The organism is Exiguobacterium artemiae 255-15 (genome assembly GCF_000019905.1).
GTDB lineage: Bacteria > Bacillota > Bacilli > Exiguobacteriales > Exiguobacteriaceae > Exiguobacterium_A > Exiguobacterium_A artemiae.
Map to the genome: position 1 here is coordinate 1,982,682 of NC_010556.1, position 16,061 is coordinate 1,998,742.

Annotated in this window: 19 protein-coding genes; 8 read left to right on the forward strand and 11 right to left on the reverse strand. The window is 44.6% G+C overall.

Annotation, left to right across the window (positions count from 1 at the left end; all coding sequences use genetic code 11):
• Positions 1-40 precede the first annotated feature (40 nt).
• Positions 41-766, reverse strand: a complete 726-nt coding sequence (locus EXIG_RS10375; RefSeq protein ID WP_012370897.1) for an alpha/beta fold hydrolase — start codon at positions 764-766, stop codon at positions 41-43.
• Between the two features lie 8 nt (positions 767-774).
• Positions 775-1,332 (reverse strand): GNAT family N-acetyltransferase, encoded by a 558-nt coding sequence (locus tag EXIG_RS10380; RefSeq protein ID WP_012370898.1) that lies wholly within the window; start codon positions 1,330-1,332, stop codon positions 775-777.
• Between the two features lie 122 nt (positions 1,333-1,454).
• Between EXIG_RS10380 and EXIG_RS10385 the strand changes: the two genes are divergently transcribed.
• From EXIG_RS10385 to EXIG_RS10400, 4 genes are all read left to right on the forward strand, one after another.
• Positions 1,455-2,186: a hypothetical protein gene (locus EXIG_RS10385; RefSeq protein WP_012370899.1), complete on the forward strand. Its 732-nt coding sequence runs from the start codon at positions 1,455-1,457 to the stop codon at positions 2,184-2,186.
• 251 nt (positions 2,187-2,437) lie between these two features.
• Positions 2,438-2,731 (forward strand): hypothetical protein, encoded by a 294-nt coding sequence (locus tag EXIG_RS10390; RefSeq protein WP_012370900.1) that lies wholly within the window; start codon positions 2,438-2,440, stop codon positions 2,729-2,731.
• 202 nt (positions 2,732-2,933) lie between these two features.
• Complete coding sequence (gene brnQ / locus EXIG_RS10395) at positions 2,934-4,256, forward strand: branched-chain amino acid transport system II carrier protein (RefSeq protein ID WP_012370901.1); 1,323 nt, start codon at positions 2,934-2,936, stop codon at positions 4,254-4,256.
• A gap of 63 nt (positions 4,257-4,319) precedes the next feature.
• Complete coding sequence (locus EXIG_RS10400; protein WP_012370902.1) at positions 4,320-5,192, forward strand: DegV family protein; 873 nt, start codon at positions 4,320-4,322, stop codon at positions 5,190-5,192.
• Positions 5,193-5,372: 180 nt separating this feature from the next.
• On the opposite strand, the gene EXIG_RS10405 is transcribed toward EXIG_RS10400, so the two are convergent.
• Genes EXIG_RS10405 through EXIG_RS10415 form a run of 3 tightly spaced genes read right to left on the reverse strand, consistent with a single transcriptional unit; the run spans position 5,373 to position 7,034 of the window.
• Positions 5,373-5,867 (reverse strand): HAD family hydrolase, encoded by a 495-nt coding sequence (locus tag EXIG_RS10405; protein ID WP_012370903.1) that lies wholly within the window; start codon positions 5,865-5,867, stop codon positions 5,373-5,375.
• The gene (locus EXIG_RS15615; RefSeq protein ID WP_012370904.1) at positions 5,854-6,489 is read right to left on the reverse strand and encodes a phosphatase PAP2 family protein; all 636 of its coding nucleotides are present in this window, start codon (positions 6,487-6,489) and stop codon (positions 5,854-5,856) included. The genes EXIG_RS10405 and EXIG_RS15615 overlap by 14 nt, the downstream gene beginning before the upstream one ends.
• On the reverse strand, positions 6,489-7,034 hold the full coding sequence (locus EXIG_RS10415) for a phosphatidylglycerophosphatase A family protein (RefSeq protein ID WP_012370905.1): 546 nt from the start codon (positions 7,032-7,034) through the stop codon (positions 6,489-6,491). Before EXIG_RS10415 ends, EXIG_RS15615 begins: the two co-directional genes overlap by 1 nt.
• Positions 7,035-7,179: 145 nt before the next feature.
• Between EXIG_RS10415 and EXIG_RS10420 the strand changes: the two genes are divergently transcribed.
• A complete protein-coding gene (locus EXIG_RS10420) occupies positions 7,180-7,692 on the forward strand; it encodes a YjcG family protein (protein ID WP_012370906.1) in 513 nt (170 codons plus the stop codon).
• 2 nt (positions 7,693-7,694) lie between these two features.
• Here the strand turns inward: EXIG_RS10420 and EXIG_RS10425 are convergent, their stop codons facing one another.
• Positions 7,695-7,898 carry a hypothetical protein gene (locus tag EXIG_RS10425; protein WP_012370907.1) on the reverse strand — a complete coding sequence of 68 codons (204 nt, stop codon included), beginning with the start codon at positions 7,896-7,898 and terminating at the stop codon, positions 7,695-7,697.
• A 127-nt stretch (positions 7,899-8,025) separates the two neighbouring features.
• Positions 8,026-8,799 carry an enoyl-ACP reductase FabI gene (gene fabI, locus EXIG_RS10430; RefSeq protein ID WP_012370908.1) on the reverse strand — a complete coding sequence of 258 codons (774 nt, stop codon included), beginning with the start codon at positions 8,797-8,799 and terminating at the stop codon, positions 8,026-8,028.
• 144 nt (positions 8,800-8,943) lie between these two features.
• Here fabI and EXIG_RS10435 point away from each other — a divergent pair, with 144 nt between their 5' ends.
• Positions 8,944-10,113 carry an FtsW/RodA/SpoVE family cell cycle protein gene (locus tag EXIG_RS10435; RefSeq protein ID WP_012370909.1) on the forward strand — a complete coding sequence of 390 codons (1,170 nt, stop codon included), beginning with the start codon at positions 8,944-8,946 and terminating at the stop codon, positions 10,111-10,113.
• A 45-nt stretch (positions 10,114-10,158) separates the two neighbouring features.
• Here EXIG_RS10435 and EXIG_RS10440 read toward each other — a convergent pair whose 3' ends face one another.
• From EXIG_RS10440 to yjbM, 3 genes are read right to left on the reverse strand one after another with little or no spacing between them, the layout of a single operon-like run.
• Positions 10,159-11,040 (reverse strand): RluA family pseudouridine synthase, encoded by an 882-nt coding sequence (locus tag EXIG_RS10440; protein ID WP_012370910.1) that lies wholly within the window; start codon positions 11,038-11,040, stop codon positions 10,159-10,161.
• A 17-nt stretch (positions 11,041-11,057) separates the two neighbouring features.
• Positions 11,058-11,861 carry an NAD kinase gene (locus tag EXIG_RS10445; RefSeq protein WP_012370911.1) on the reverse strand — a complete coding sequence of 268 codons (804 nt, stop codon included), beginning with the start codon at positions 11,859-11,861 and terminating at the stop codon, positions 11,058-11,060.
• A gap of 10 nt (positions 11,862-11,871) precedes the next feature.
• Positions 11,872-12,522, reverse strand: a complete 651-nt coding sequence (yjbM, locus tag EXIG_RS10450; protein WP_012370912.1) for a GTP diphosphokinase — start codon at positions 12,520-12,522, stop codon at positions 11,872-11,874.
• A 105-nt stretch (positions 12,523-12,627) separates the two neighbouring features.
• Here yjbM and EXIG_RS10455 point away from each other — a divergent pair, with 105 nt between their 5' ends.
• Both EXIG_RS10455 and EXIG_RS10460 read left to right on the forward strand, forming a co-directional pair.
• Positions 12,628-13,203, forward strand: a complete 576-nt coding sequence (locus tag EXIG_RS10455; protein ID WP_234944530.1) for a CYTH domain-containing protein — start codon at positions 12,628-12,630, stop codon at positions 13,201-13,203.
• 91 nt (positions 13,204-13,294) lie between these two features.
• Positions 13,295-14,086 carry a DsbA family protein gene (locus EXIG_RS10460; protein WP_012370914.1) on the forward strand — a complete coding sequence of 264 codons (792 nt, stop codon included), beginning with the start codon at positions 13,295-13,297 and terminating at the stop codon, positions 14,084-14,086.
• Between the two features lie 169 nt (positions 14,087-14,255).
• Here EXIG_RS10460 and pepF read toward each other — a convergent pair whose 3' ends face one another.
• Positions 14,256-16,058 carry an oligoendopeptidase F gene (gene pepF / locus EXIG_RS10465; RefSeq protein WP_012370915.1) on the reverse strand — a complete coding sequence of 601 codons (1,803 nt, stop codon included), beginning with the start codon at positions 16,056-16,058 and terminating at the stop codon, positions 14,256-14,258.
• Between the last annotated feature and the right edge of the window lie 3 nt (positions 16,059-16,061).

Sequence of the window (16,061 nt, forward strand, 5' to 3'; positions counted from 1 at the left end):
GCGCCCACCACGCGGTGAACGCTTATCGGCAAGACTGCGTTTACGCATGTTCTTCCGAGAAAACTTCTTCTAGAATCTCACAAAATGCATCCGGTGTCTCGAGCATACCCATGTGGCTGCTGTCCGTCGATCGCTTGATGACCCGCTCGTTTTGAGGTGCAAACGCACTGTCTTCTGAAATCAACGGATCCTTCTCACCATGTATAATCACTCCCGGAACGCTTGTCCGGCTTAAGACTGGTGTCAAATCTCTTCGATCACGCATCGCCGTCAACGCCCGAATGGCTCCTTCGACCGTCATCATGTAGCCGATTTCCTTTGCTTCTGAGACGATCATCGCATCTGTTCCTTCTGCAAACAACCCGGGCACTAATCCGTCAACGAATTCCCGCACGCCGATTTCCTGAACCCGGCTGATATTTTGATTTCTTTTTTGTTTAGCGTCGTCTGTATCTGCTTTAGCGGTCGAATAGACAAGTCCAAATCCGCTGATTTTTTCCGAATAGGTTTCGACAATCGATGAGACGATGTAACCCCCGAATGAATGACCGATCAAAATGGGCCGTTCGATACCTCTTCGTTCAAGATCCTTCATTACCCATGCAGCAAATCCTTCAATTGTATCAGGACCGACCGATTGTCCCTCATGACCGGGTAAAGCAAGTACGAGTACATCAAATGACAAACGCAGTCTCGCTTCAACCCGACTAAAATAATCTGTTCCTCCGGCAAAACCATGTAATAAAACAAGTGGTTGTTTTGACATTCAACTAGTCATCCTTTCCATTCCGATGCAAGCATTCGGTATATCGTTAAATCCATGAATCGTCCATGACTGTAAGCATAGTCTTCAAGTAATCCTTCTGCCTGAAAACCGAGTTTTTGAACCAAGGCATTGGAGGCAATGTTTTCAGGTGCAACCAAAGCACTGATCCGGTGCAAAGCAAAATCTTCGAATCCGTGTGTCAGTACCGCTCGTGCTGCTTCCGAAGCCACTCCTTGTTGCCAATAGTCCTGACTGACTTCAAATCCGATTTCAGCCCGGTGATACTGGGTCAACCAATTATGAAATCCAATCGTTCCAATCAATTGATTCGTTTGTTGATCGGCAATCGCCCACCGGATTGCTTTTCCTTGAGTGAACTGTTCTTTAAAATAACTGATGACATTTTTGGCTTCATACACTGTGACCAGCGGATCAGAACCGTAATAATACATGACCTCGTCATCCGACAGAATCTTGAATAAGTCCCGTGCATCTTTGTTTTCCAACTCTCTCAGGATGAATCGTTCTGTTTTTAATTCCGGGAATGGTTTTCTCAACCCCCACATACCCAATCACCTCTTTTCTATATTATGCCCGTTTTCAGAAGGAAATACCCTTTTCGCTGCTGAGAAGTTTTGCTACTATTGAAATTATTCATGTCCTGACCACGAAAGGAAGTCGCTTGTTTATGTCCAATTCCCTGCTCTATCTATATCAAGATGCCGAAAACAATCGTTTGACGATGTCCGGCGTCACTTTTGGAGACTTTATCACATCCATTGATTCAAAGAGTCCTCTACTCGTTTCTGGAGCCGCTTTTAAATCTGTCAAACATTCTTCTCGGACCGCCTTTCATTATGTCGAGTCCCATGAAGTAGAACAATTCGTTCAATCGAGCGATGTCGAACGTTTTCCCCTGAATGCCATCGATATCCGTTCTTCTCATTCTCTCGATATCCTCACAGATGTTGAAATCGCAGAGCTGTTATTTTTAATGCATATGAAACGTGGAATGCCCAGTCCGTTCATGACTACCGTCGACAATGAATGGGCCTATTTCAGTGAGCACAACGGGACACAAGCAACGGCTTATTTAAAAGATTGGTCAAGTATCGAACAAGTCCTGTCAACGTTGTTGCAACAAAAAATCCGCCGGGAACTCCGCATCCCGACTGCCTCACCACTTACAGCTGAAATCATCATTAATCTTCGGCAATTGCTGCAAGAAGGAATCTTAATTGATTTCACGCATACACGGCAATCGATGTTCACACGTCAAACGACCATTCCAGTTTATATCGCCGGTCGATATGAAGACATGCATGTCCTGAAAGAAGACCTGGAAACAAAAAAAGAATCCATCGTCTTGCGCGGCGAGTTGATCCACCGCAAAAAAAGCTGGAGTTTGGAGTTACAATGATCCCAATCCTATTTATGACTTAATAACAGGATAGTTTTTTCATATTTTTCAAACTGCTATTTTTGCTCGTTTTTTGCATAATCCTCTATATGACAATACCGTTACTAATTTGTTGGAATTTTCACATAAATTAAGACTGGTATCTGCTGCAGACTTCGTTATAATGAGATTAACCTTTTGGAAGCTAGAAGTTGGAACTGATTTTCTGATGATTTAATTTAAGTCTGTATCAACCGAAGGAGGAATTTAGCATGGATCAGTTAAAAGTGAACGGTATCGGTTCATTCACCAAGTTTGCAACGAACGGAAACATCCTGAAATTGAAGGATGCGACAACCGGCGAACTGAAGGTATCATTGAATGAAGCGAGCTCAATGACTATCTCACCTATTGATGAAGAAACAGGATTATTCATTATCCGTGGTCAGCAACAAGAACCGCTCGTGGAACTGACCCTCCCTCGTCAATCGTGCGAAGTCGTTCACGCTTGGCTCCTCCATAAATTAAGACGACAAAAAAAGAGTCGCTTCATGGCGTCTAGCTAAAACCATTTACTCCTTTATTTCATCATCACTGCAACATGTTGCTCACGTCACCGTTAGAGATTTTCTAACCGTGTCGTGGGCTTTTTTTGTTGAAGTCAAAAAATAAGCCTTGAAAACAAATGAATTTTCTAAAAATTCTTTCATCATCTCGCACCCGATGATATAGTGAATAACGTAAAAAAAACAGGAGGTAAGATATATTATGAGTAAAAAAGACGTATTTGCTTTAGGTTTTATGATTTTCGCATTGTTCTTTGGTGCGGGTAATTTAATTTTCCCTCCTGAACTTGGTGCTCTGGCTGGAACAGAATTTTTCCCTGCAATGCTCGGCTTCATCGTTACCGGTGTCGGGTTACCTCTGACGGGATTAATTGCTGTCGCATGGGTCGGCGGGGGCATCAGCACGCTTGCTAATCCACTTCCAAAATTCGTCGGAGCTCTATTGACGTTTGCCTTATATGTCGCCATTGGCCCTTTTTTCGGAATTCCGCGGACTTCCGTCGTCACATACGAACTTGGTGTCGCCCCTTTCTTGAATGGACCTAGTCAAACGACACTACTGATTTCTTCTTCTCTTTTCTTTTTAGTCACGTTATATCTTGTTCTCAAACCGGGTAAACTTCTTGATATCATTGGTCGTTTCATCACCCCGTTGTTACTTTTGGCACTCGCGACACTGAGCATCAGCAGTATTTTAAAGCCATTATCGGCCGTTCAATCTCCTCATTCCTCGTACAATGGTTTTACAGATGCATTCATCCAAGGATTTCTTCAAGGATACTTGACGCTCGACGCTCTTGGCGCCCTTGTATTTGGCGTCATCGTCCTGCATACGCTACATGCTCGCGGTTTAAAAAGTCGAAAAGTCCAATTGAAGACTGTGACTCAAGCCGGATTGATTGCTGCATTATCATTGACGTTGGTTTATACCGGACTTGGTTTCATTGGTCGAAACAGCTTTGGAGCAGTCGGGATGATCGACGGCCCTTCCTTATTACAACAATACGCCGAAAGTACTTTTGGCACGATTGGTTTGATGATTTTAGGAGTTGCTATTTTGCTAGCTTGTTTAACGACATCCGTCGGTCTTGTCACAGCTTTTTCAGAATATATGATGTCACTTTCGACACGTCTCACGCTTCCGCTCACGGGTACAATCACAACCGTTCTAGGTTTCTTGATTTCCATTGTCGGACTTGATGCATTACTGGCAATTGCGGTACCTGTCTTAATGTTCCTTTATCCTATTGTCATCGTATTGATTGGTTTGACCTTTATCCGTTCATTGCTTAAAAAACCGTCGTTCGTGTACAGAGCCACTTTATCGATTACTGCCCTGTTCTCGTTATTAACTGCTCTCCACACATTAAAAGTTTTGCCGGATCCGGTAGTTACTGTATATTCTGCCTTACCGTTATCCGACAAAAGCCTAGCCTGGCTTCTGCCTGCTTTGATTATATTCTTCATCAGTTCATCGATTAGACACGATTCTTCTGATTCTATTCCTGAAAAACGGATTGGCTAGTGATGCCGCTTTCATCGCATGGTATGATTAAAAAAATGAAATTCTACTGGAGGCGTCGCTTTAATGGATAAGATTGCTTGGATTACCGATAGTATGGCCTTTTTCCCACCGGGGGAAGCTGAAAAACTCGGAGTCCATGTCGTACCAACAGTCATCATCATCAACGGAGAGTCCTATCGGGAATATACTGACTTGTCGATCGAACAACTGGATCAAAAAATGCGCGAAAGCTCTTCTGTCATCCCGACGACTTCACAGCCTTCGTTTGGTGAGTTGGTTGAACTTTACGAACATTTGCAGGCAGAAGGTTATGATTATGCGTATGCTGTTCACATCACAAGCGGATTGAGCGGTACTTATGCCAGCTCTGTCGCTGCTGCAGATGCTGTCGGCTTTAAATTATATGCCATCGACTCCTATACCGGTGCTGCCAACCAACAAAATATGTTACGCCTTTCGATCGAAATGGCGCAAGCCGGGAAACAGCCGGAAGAAGTCATGCAGGTCTTGGAACAGTTCAAACACCATTCTCATTTTTATCTGATCATCGGCAATATGGAGACGATGCGTCGAAGTGGACGTGTGTCGAGCAGTCAGTTTTTGCTTGCCAACATGCTGAACATTAAACCGATCGTTAAGTTCGATGAGGTCGGTAAACTCGTTCCGTTTAAGAAAGTGCGTTCCATCAAAAAAGCTTTTCAGGAAATGTCATCCGAGATTGCTTCTAAAATCGAACAGTTCGGATTATACAATCAGACCCTCTACATCGGCCATACACTGGCGCGGTCTTCTGCCGAACAATTACGTGATTTGTTGCAGACGAAACTGCCTCAGATTTCGATCGAAATTACACAATTCGGTCCATCTATCCTGACACATGCTGGATCTGAAACAGTCGGTGTATATTGGTTCGATGATTTGACGGTCAATCGATGATTGACGACATCTTCCATTGAAGACTTTATCATTAAAATAGTTCCGCTGATCAGGCGGCTTTGGGATGATTCCGATACCATATCGGAATCATCTTTTTTATAATTCACATAACAAAACCGGACAAAAAAACCGAATGGGACCTTTTATCAAGTGTCCTCATTCGGTAAATGTTATTTAAGACTAGAATTTCATCTGCTTAAAGACATCATCCAGCATCTTTGCTTCGTCTTCTTCCCGCCGAATCGTCTGATGCGGACGACGGATCCGTTCTGCCCACGCTTCCGATGGATATACCGTCCAACTCAACTGTTCCACTTCCTCCAGGTAACGGAGTACCGTTTCAAGCGAAGCCTCTTCGTCATGTTGACGCAACCAGTTTTCATAACGTTTATCCGGTTTGCCGTCTTTCAGTAAAATCCTCCCGCTTTCGAGAATCGCCCATTTCGGCTTTGCATCGATTTGAAACAACTCCAACTGACGGAATGCCTCAAACGTACGACTCGTAAATGGAATCAAGCCGTTTTTTTCGACCAGACGCTTTAATCGTAAATGCGTCCGCATCGTCATAAACCGTTTTTCTTCTCCCACTCGTTCTACCAATAAAGTAGGAACGGCAATCTTTTTCATCGCGGCTTCATCAAAAAGCAGACTGTGATCGATATCAAGTAGTAACATGATGCGTCTCCTTTTGTTTCCGTCGCGGTGAAATGAAGGCATAGGACAGACAAAGGATGAAGGCAGCAAAACAAAAACCACCGACTACATCCGAGAAGTAATGAACGTTTAAGATAATACGGGACGATCCCATGGCCAAGATCAACAGACTAAGAAAGATACCTAAGATCACTTTCCCGGATCGGTTTAAAAATCGCCAACTCAGAATCAAAAAACCACCGTACACCGCGAAAGCCATTGAAGAATGACCGCTTGGAAAACTGTAGCCGACTCCGCCTACCAACTCATTGAGTGACGGACGGTCCCGGACAAAAATTACTTTAGCGACCTGATTGAGAACAGCCACTGCCAAAAAGTTCGACAGATACCAAATACTCCCTACACGATCACGCCACAGGTAATAACTGATGGCGGTCAAAAGGACGGTCATCGTCACAGCCCCTACTCCCGAGCCTAATTGCGTGAACCAACTGACATAGTCAGCCGGTACTTGTTTCGACATACGGTTCGACAGTTGCGCGTCAAACAAAAAATATCCCGTCAATCGGATCGAGATGGCAATCCCTATGAAAATGATGAACGCAATGCCTGAAACGACTAATGCTTTTCGGTTTAATTTCATCAATACGTCCCTTTCCGTTGTTCGAGTTCTTCTGCCGAATAGTCTTCTTTATCACGCAATCGGTGCGCGAGACGACCGGACGCATTGGCAGCAATCGCGGCAACGATGTCATCCATGAACGTATTGACCCGTCCGTCATTGACCTTCGTATCGAGTTCTTTAATAATTCCGACCTTCGCCTTATCCAAATAACCAAATGTTGTGACGGCAATCGATCCGTACGTATTGACGGCTCCGATCGCAATCGTCTCATCCACGCCAAACAAACCTTCATCACTGCGAATGATGGATAAAAGCGGTTCAGACAACAGTCCTTTTTCGGCTAAAATATCGAGTTCTGCCCCAACAAGAATTGCATGTTGCAATTCCCGCTTTTCGAGAACACGCTCTACAGAGCTGAGACATGTTTCAAGCGTCAGTTCAATCGTGTATGGTGCTTGCATTTGATACACGATTTCAGCAATCGCGTGAATCGTGACGCCCCGCTCATGCAGCTTATCGATTGCTGCTTGTTTTACTTCTTTAGAATGTGCTTTTTCTTTCATGACAAAATCCACCTCTCTGACAAAGTTCTTCACAAGTATACACGGATTGCTCCTCTCTCCTCAAACTTCTTTGACATCACGCGGATAATCCGTCATGATTATCCTGTAAAGCGTTATCATTTCAGGGGAAAGTAGGGGATTTTCGATGAACATCGGGGTAGTTTTGTTTCCATCGAAACGAATTCAGGACTTTGCGAATTCATACCGCAAACGGTACGATTCCAAGTATGCGTTGATTACACCACACATTACAATGCGGGAGCGGATCAATATCGATGATACTGAACTTGATTCCATCGTAACAGCTCTCAACAAAGTAGCGGAGCAAACGAAACCAGTTTCACTTCACATTCAAGGAGCTCGTTCTTTCCACCCGACGAATAATGTCTTATTTTTAAAAGTCATGCCGACGGATGAATTGGAACAATTACATCAGGCTTTGCACACGGGTGATTTGAGTCACACACCCAAGTATGATTTCTTACCTCACATCACAATCGGTCAGGATTTATCCGATGTCGAATTATTCGACGTTCTCGAACGATTGAAGATGGAGGATATCCGCTTCCAAGAAGATGTCACTAAGATGGCTCTGCTGTATGAGCTCGAAAACGGTTCTTGGAGTGTGTACGAAACGTTCCGATTTACAGGTCAATAACATCAAACTTCCCGGTCGAACTTGCGACCGGGAAGTTTTAGTTCTGGCAAAACCCCATAAGCATTAGCTTGTTCTTCTAATTCGGCATGATACGGCTCGACACGTTTAATCGGATTGATACGGGCGACCGGTTCTGTCTTTCGTTCCAAGTCGACCCTTACTTGCCGGTTCACATACTGGACCACCGTAAAATCTACCTGGTACATATGATGTCCTCCCTCTACTTCAGCTCGTTATTCTGTTATTCCCAAAATCGCTTTAAGAAAAACAAAAAACCAGAGTTTCCCCTGGTTTCAGCTGTACCGTATCGTTCAGAATGTACCCGAAATCTTATTATAAGATATGGAAACCGCTGTCGACGTGCAGAATCTCACCTGTGACACCACTCGACATTTGGGACAAGAGGAACAATCCGCTTTGACCGATTTGTTCTGTCGTGACGTTACGGTGAAGCGGAGCCCGCTCTTCGATACTTTCAAGAATTGAATTGAAATCGCCGACACCTTTTGCAGAAACCGTCCGGACCGGACCGGCTGAAATCGCATTGACGCGAACGCCCTGCTTTCCGTATTCTGCTGCTAAGTAACGGACACTTGCATCGAGTGCCGCTTTTGCGACGCCCATCACGTTATAGTTCGGAACCATTTTTTCGCCACCGAGATACGTCAATGTAATGACAGAAGCATCTTCCGTGAAGAAGTCTTTTGCCGCTTTCACGACAGCTGTCAGGCTGTATGCCGAGATATCAAGTGCTTGCGCAAACTGTTCACGTGTCACACCCGAGAATTCACCGCGCAAGGCTTCTTTATCGGCAAAAGCAATCGAGTGGGCAATTCCTGAAATCTTCCCGTGATCAGCATGAATCGTTTCAAATACCTGTTCGATTTCAGCATCGCTCGTCACATCACATGTGTAGTAAGTAGCCGGTCGTGAAAGTTCTTGACCTAACTTTTCGAGTGGTGCCTTAAAACGTTCTCCGACATACGTAAAGGCAAGACTTGCACCTGCTGCATCAAGAGCACGTGCGATTCCCCATGCGATTGACCGTTGATTGATGACACCCATTACAACATACGTCTTTCCCTCAAGCGAAGGATAAATATTCATTATGAGTTCCCCCTTAAATTAGTACCTGGTAATAACACCTATATCTAGGTTACAAAAACGTAACGCTTCTGTCAACCATCGCTCTTGATATTGCGATTTTGATAAATTACGGTAATATAGAAAGAGACAGAAAGTAGGGATGGAATGAACCGTTTTAAATCATTTACACAACGTTATGATAACACGTTGCTTTTTTTGCTCGGTTGTTTGATGGTCGTCAGTGTCATCGCAATCTATACCGCGCAACCTTTTTTACAAGGGGCAATCAGTGAAATCAATTTCATGGCTAAGCAGATTCAGTGGTATATCATCGGATTTATCGCACTGTCTGTCGTCATTCTCATCGATTATGAGCAACTGAAACGTTTCCATTGGTACTTATACGGGGCAGGAATTGTCTCCCTGATTGGTCTTGTCGTCTTACGAGGGACACCGTTGGTCGCAAATATTAAAGGAGCCTACGGTTGGTATCAGTTCCCGGTCATCGGAACCGTTCAGCCGGCTGAGTTCATGAAGTTTTTCTTGATTGTCTCACTCGCTGCCGTCATCTCGGAACACAACGCCCGGTACGTCCAGCATGAGCGGGACTTCCTGCTCTTAGTCAAGATGGTCGCTCTCACATTGCTTCCACTCGCTTTGATTATCATTCAACCCGACTTAGGAATCGGCTTGATCCTCTGTGTCATTTTGGCTTGTGCCATGTTACTGTCCGGCTTGAACTGGAAATGGTTACTTACGATGTTCGGCTTGTTGGCTGTCGCAATCGTCGGATTCTTTTATCTGTTTTATTTCCAAAATGATTTACTTGCCACTTTCTTCCCGGGGCATGCGATGAACCGGATCATGGCTTGGTTACAACCGTTTGAATATGCGGATGACCTTTCCTATCAGTTGGTCCAGTCGATTAACGCTATCGGTTCAGGACAGATGTTTGGTGTCGGGTACGGAAAACTTCAAGTATCGGTTCCCGAACTGCACACCGATTTTATCTTCACTGCGATTTCAGCTCACTACGGCTTTATCGGTGCGGCTGTCGTTCTAATTATCCTGTTCCTATTCATCTACCGGTTGATTCAAATCGCGCTGGAAACAGCAGATCCGTTTGGAACGTATATCGTGACAGGATACGTCGCGATGTTCACATTCCAGATCTTCCAAAACATCGGGATGACGATGGGGGTCTTACCGATCACCGGTCTCCCGCTTCCCTTCATTAGTTACGGAGGGTCGACGATGATCGTTAACCTGGTTGGACTCGGCTTAATTATGGCCATCGCTTCACAGTCCCGCATCTCCATGTTTGATGAAGATTAACGTCAAAAAAGAGTGGCATCCAGTCGGGTGCCACTCTTTTTGTATTCACGAAAGACTTAAGTCGTCCGGCAACGGTGCGACGAACGTCATCACCTCACCTGTCCCCGGATGCGGAAACGTCGCAGACGCACTGTGTAATGCTTGTCTCGCAATCAATGGTGTCCCTTTATACATCGTATCTCCGACTAACGGATGACCAAGTGCTGCGAGATGGACCCGGATTTGATGCGTCCTGCCCGTCTCCAATTTAATCGTTAATCGGGACAATTCACGCGAAAACGCCGTGATCGGCTCACTCGTTAAGATATGTGTGATCGCCTGCTGACCGTCTTCCCGTACCATTCTTTCCATGAAGGAATGATCGGTTTGACCGATCGGAAGGTCAATCGTTTGAGCCGGAATGGTCCCTTCGATCAATGCGACGTACCGGCGATCAAGCAAGCCGTTCTGTTGCATCTTACTCAACTGATGATGCGCAAGGGAATGTTTCGCAAAAACGACCAGTCCACTTGTATCCCGGTCCAACCGATTGACGATATGAATCGCATACGGGATCTGATGTTGCCGGTAATAACCGAGAACAAAATTCGATAAAGACCGCTCCGGATGAAGTCGAGACGGAATCGAGGCCATTCCCGGCGGTTTATTGACAATCAGCAACCAGTCATCTTCAAAAAGAATATCGAGTTCTCCGCTCGTCGCATGCATATCCTGTGCAGGCTGTTCTTCCGGAAACCGGACATGAATCCGGTCTCCTGCATGAACAGGTTCGTTTACGTTGACATGTTGTTCATTCCGCAAAATATCTCCGTGGTGTTTAATCGACACTAACATTTTTCGGGAAATATGAAGACGTGTCGTACAAAAATGACCGACACTCCATCCGTCTTCAATGGAAGTTACTTGTTGTTCAATTTGAAATGCCATCACGTTACCTCTTTTAATTAACTTCTTTCTTCTGCTAAAAACGACTCCCGGACCCTTTGCCAAAACGGGAAAGAACGGAATCGAGCGAATTTGACCTTTTTATCCGATACACGACAACGAATCGATTTAACGTTTTGATGCACAATCGAAGCATAATGATCGTACGTCAATTGAAAATCAATCGGATTGACCGGCCGAATCTCGACATCATGGTGCTTCGGCAATAACATCGGGGAACCAATCGTCCGGTACACGCGATTATTGATCGATGCCATTTCTGTAATCTGAATCGCTTCGAGTGCCGGATGCACGATTGCCCCGCCAAGCGCTTTATTATAAGCTGTTGAGCCGGACGGCGTGGAGATGCATAGACCGTCTCCCCGAAACGTTTCAAAATAATCGCCACGAATCGACAGATCGCAGACGAGTGTCTGATTAAAGCTTTTAATCGTACATTCATTTAATGCCAACAGTTTATTCGTCGATCCATCAGCATAATCAATCGATAATTCAAGCAGCGGATATTCAACGGTCGCTATATTGTCGTCTGCGATATGTTGAATCAATTCATCCATCTCTTCCGGTCGCCAGTCGGCATAAAACCCGAGGTGTCCGGTGTGAATTCCGACCAGTGTGATTTCCTCGACCTGGTCCAAATAAGAGTGGAAAGCTTGCAGCATCGTACCATCCCCGCCGATTGAAATCACGATTTCAGGAGTAACGACGTCTCGATGACTTCCTCGTTCGATCAACGCCTGTTCTAATTGTTCCTTCAGCATATGGGAACGTTCATCGCCCCGCGCCGTAACCGCAAAACGCATCGTCATCCTCCTACTCTTTTGCTCGATTCTTTGCTTCGGTCGCCTCTCGTTCATGTAAAACGACTTGAGCATCTTGTATCTCTACTTTCAGCTGACTCATCTCCGCATCGAGCAGAAACGCCGCTTCAGCCGCACGTCGCAAGCGTTCCCGTGTCTCTTCCGGAATATTTCCCTGGTATTTATAATTCAAGGAATGTTCAATCGTTGCCCAAAAGTTCATTGCGAGTGTCCGGATCTGAATCTCGACGAGTGTCGGGATTTCCCCTTCAATCGTTTGGACCGGATAAGCAATGATGATGTGGTACGAACGATAGCCGCTTTCCTTCTTTTGTGTAATATAGTTTCGTTCTTCAACAATCTTAAAGTCTCCCCGGGAACGCAACAATTCTAAGACATGGATGATGTCATCCACGAATTGGCACATGATCCGGAGACCTGCTATGTCCTGCATGTCCTGTTCCAGCAACTCGATATCAATCGATTTTCGTTCAGCCTTCTGTAAGATACTCTTTACAGGTTTGACACGTCCTGTGACAAATTCAATCGGTGAATGTTCCCCACGTTGTTGAAATTGTTTTCGAATGGCTTTTAATTTTACTTTTAATTCATCCACTGCGATTTGATACGGTGCGAGAAATAAGTCCCAATTTTCTTTTGTCATCGTTATTGTCACCACTTTTAGTCTAAATTGTTAGTTCAATTCGTTCCACTACACCATTCATGGTATCATATTTTCAAGCATTCAACTAGAAAGGTGTGGTCGGAAATGAGACAAGAAATGGAAATTGAATTTAAAAACCTGTTAAACGAATCTGAATACAAAAAATTAATGGAACGGTACAATACATCCGGGTCTTCTGTGTGGCAAGCAAATGACTATTTCGATACCCCGGCGTTCGAACTTCGCAATCATGGTGCCGCTCTGCGTATCCGTGAAAAGAAAACCGGATTGGTGTTGACGTTAAAAGAACCACAAGACGATGGATTACTGGAAACACATGTGACATTGTCCGAACAAGAGGCTGAAGATTTATTCCAGTATGGTCTGATTCACTCTGCTGAGATGAATCAACAATTGGAAAAGTTTGAATTAACGACTTCGCTTGAACATTTGGGCCGTCTTGAAACCGAACGTTTTGAAAAACAATTGCCGAGTGGGTTGTTGGTGTTGGATCAAAGTACGTATTTAGGCACGACGGATTATGAGCTTGAATTCGAAGTGACGGACTACGCAGCCGGCAAACTTGCGTTCGAAGAACTGTTGCAAACAAACGAAATTCCAGTCCGTGAAACGAAAAATAAAATCGTCCGTTTCATGGATCGTAAAGCGCTTACACGTTAATCGTGTAGAAATGTACAAGCAAAACCTTTGCTCTTTCTTTTTTTTCGTTGCTAAAATAGGGTAACGATATTAAAAGAAAAGGGGTGAACGGATGGAACACGAACAATGCAACGGATCATATTGTTCATTGGACGAACCATCAATTCAACAACCGACGAAACCACTAGAAATTTATCATTTTCTAGACGTCACACAAACGGATGGTTTACGGTTGATTCCCGTTCTCAAGAAATTAGAATTAGAATACGGTCATTTATTCCGTCTCCGGACGATTGCAACCATTCCTTGCGCACCTTCACGATCAGCGTGTGATATGTCACCACTGCTGATTCTAAAGGCGATCGAATTGCAGGGAAAAACATTTGGTATGCGGTTCATGCGTCGTTTACGCATGTTGCATAACGTCGAAGGAAAAAGCGCTTATTCGCGTTCTTCCTTGATGCGGTTAGCAGAAGCATTGACGGAATTTGGTCTGGATTTAGCGGAATTCCATCGTGATATCGAATCAGATACCATTCAATTAATGCTCGAAAAAGAGACTGAACTGGTGACAGACTGGGACGTACGTATTCTCCCAACGCTTGCTTTCGTCGGGGATGAGGAAGCCATCAAAGCAGAAGGCCATTACGAATACTTGGTTTATGTATCGATTCTGAACGAATTATTAGATCAACCGTTTGAGAAGCAGGCAAAACCTCCTCTCGAACAATTCTTGAGACGGTATGACACAGCAACCACTTCTGAAATCGCATTTATTTATGATGCAACAGAAGCACAGGTTGAACACGAATTGAAAAAGTTATTGCTTCAACAAAAATGTGTTTCATTGACGTATTGTGACGGTAAAGTGTGGCGTCACTTAAAAGATTCTGCCCATGCTTAACACAAAGAAGCTGCTTCCACGTTAATCGTAGAAGCAGCTTCTTTGTCGTTTTTTGAATCTGGATGGGGGAAAAAAGAATCATCAGGGGGAATGTGATTCGCTTCACATGATTAGTATAACCGAATCTCAACCTTCCCGACACTCTTTTGTTCACTAATTCACAAAATTGTCATTCTCCGAGTAATGCTTCAAATTCATCGAGTACCCGTTCGAATTGACGAAGAGCAGCTTCAACCGGTGCTTTCGTCGTCATATCAACGCCGGCCGCTTTCAGAACTTCAATCGGATAATCACTTGATCCTGCTTTGAGGAAGTTATTGATATACCGCTCGACCGCTGGCTCCCCTTCTTCTAGGATTTGTGAAGTCAGCGCTGCGGCAGCAGAAATGCCTGTCGCATACTGATAGACATAGTAATTGTAATAGAAATGCGGGATACGTGCCCACTCCAAACCGATTTCTTCATCTAATACAATACCATCACCGAAATACGTTTTATTTAGTGCATAATACGTCTTCGTTAAGAATTCAGGTGTCAGTGCTTGTCCAAGTCGAGCTGCCTCATGAATTTGATGTTCAAACTCGGCAAACATCGTCTGACGGAATAATGTTCCGCGGAATGTTTCCAATTGATTGTTGAGGAGATACAATTTCTCATTTTTATCTGTCACACGTTTTAACAGGTAATCATTTAAAAGTGCTTCGTTTGTCGTCGACGCAACCTCTGCTACAAAAATTGAATAATCTCCGTAGGCATAGGGTTGATTCTGACGTGTATAGTAGCTGTGAACCGAGTGTCCGAACTCGTGTGCTAACGTAAACAAGTTGTTGACGTTATCCTGCCAGTTCATCAAGATGAACGGTTGCGTATCGTACGCGCCTGAAGAATAGGCACCACTCCGTTTCCCCCGTGTTTCACGGACATCGACCCAGCGTTCTGCAAGACCTTCTTCAAGAATATGTTTGTATTCAGGTCCTAGTGGCGCTAATCCGTCCACCATCAACTGTTTTGCTTCTTCGTACGAGATCTTCATTTCCACTTCACTGACCAGTGGTGTGTACATATCATACATATGCAGTTCATCGACACCTAAAATCCGTTTACGTAAAGCAACATACCGGTGTAACAACGGAAGGTGTTCATGAACCGCTTCGATCAATCCGTCATATACCTGTTCCGGAATCGTGTTTCCATGTAACGCTGATTCGCGTGCTGTTTTAAATTTCCGGACCTCAGCATAAAAGTTATCTTTTTTGACGGAACCGGCTAACGTAGACGCCAATGTATTTGTATACTGGCTATACGTTCCATACATGGCTTTAAACGCCGCCTCACGGACGGAACGATCTTTTGACTCCATGAACGTGATGAACCGCCCGTGTGTCAATTCCGCCTCTTCCCCGTCCTCGCCTTTGATTTTCGGGAATTTCATATCCGCATTATTCAGCATGCCAAACGTCGTTCCCGACTGTCCAAGGACTTCGCCTGCTTTTGCAAGAATCGCCTCTTCCGCTTCCGATAAGACGTGTTCCCGCTCACGGTTCAACTCATCGAACGCATGACGGTAAAGGGCGAGATCCGGATTCTGATCCAAGTACGAGGCAATTGTTTCTTCTGGAACTTCCAACAGCTCGGGTGTCATGAAAGCGAGCGTCGCTCCAATTTGCGAAGCGAGCGTCCGGGCACGGTCATTCATCGCCTGATAAAAGCTGTCGGCCGTGTTCTCATCGTAACGCATATGTGCATATGTATAGAGCTTATGCAGCCGTCTTGAGATTTCGTCCCGAAGTTGAAGTCCTTCAAATAAAGTGGCATCCGACTGTGCAAGACGTCCCTTATACTCGACGAGTAGCGGAAGCATCGCTTTCACTGACTCAAACTCTTCTTCCCATTTCTCATTCGTTTCGTAAATGGATTCTAAATTCCACGTCTCTTCCTGCTTGACGTCTTTTCGTGTTAATACTTCTGCCATTTA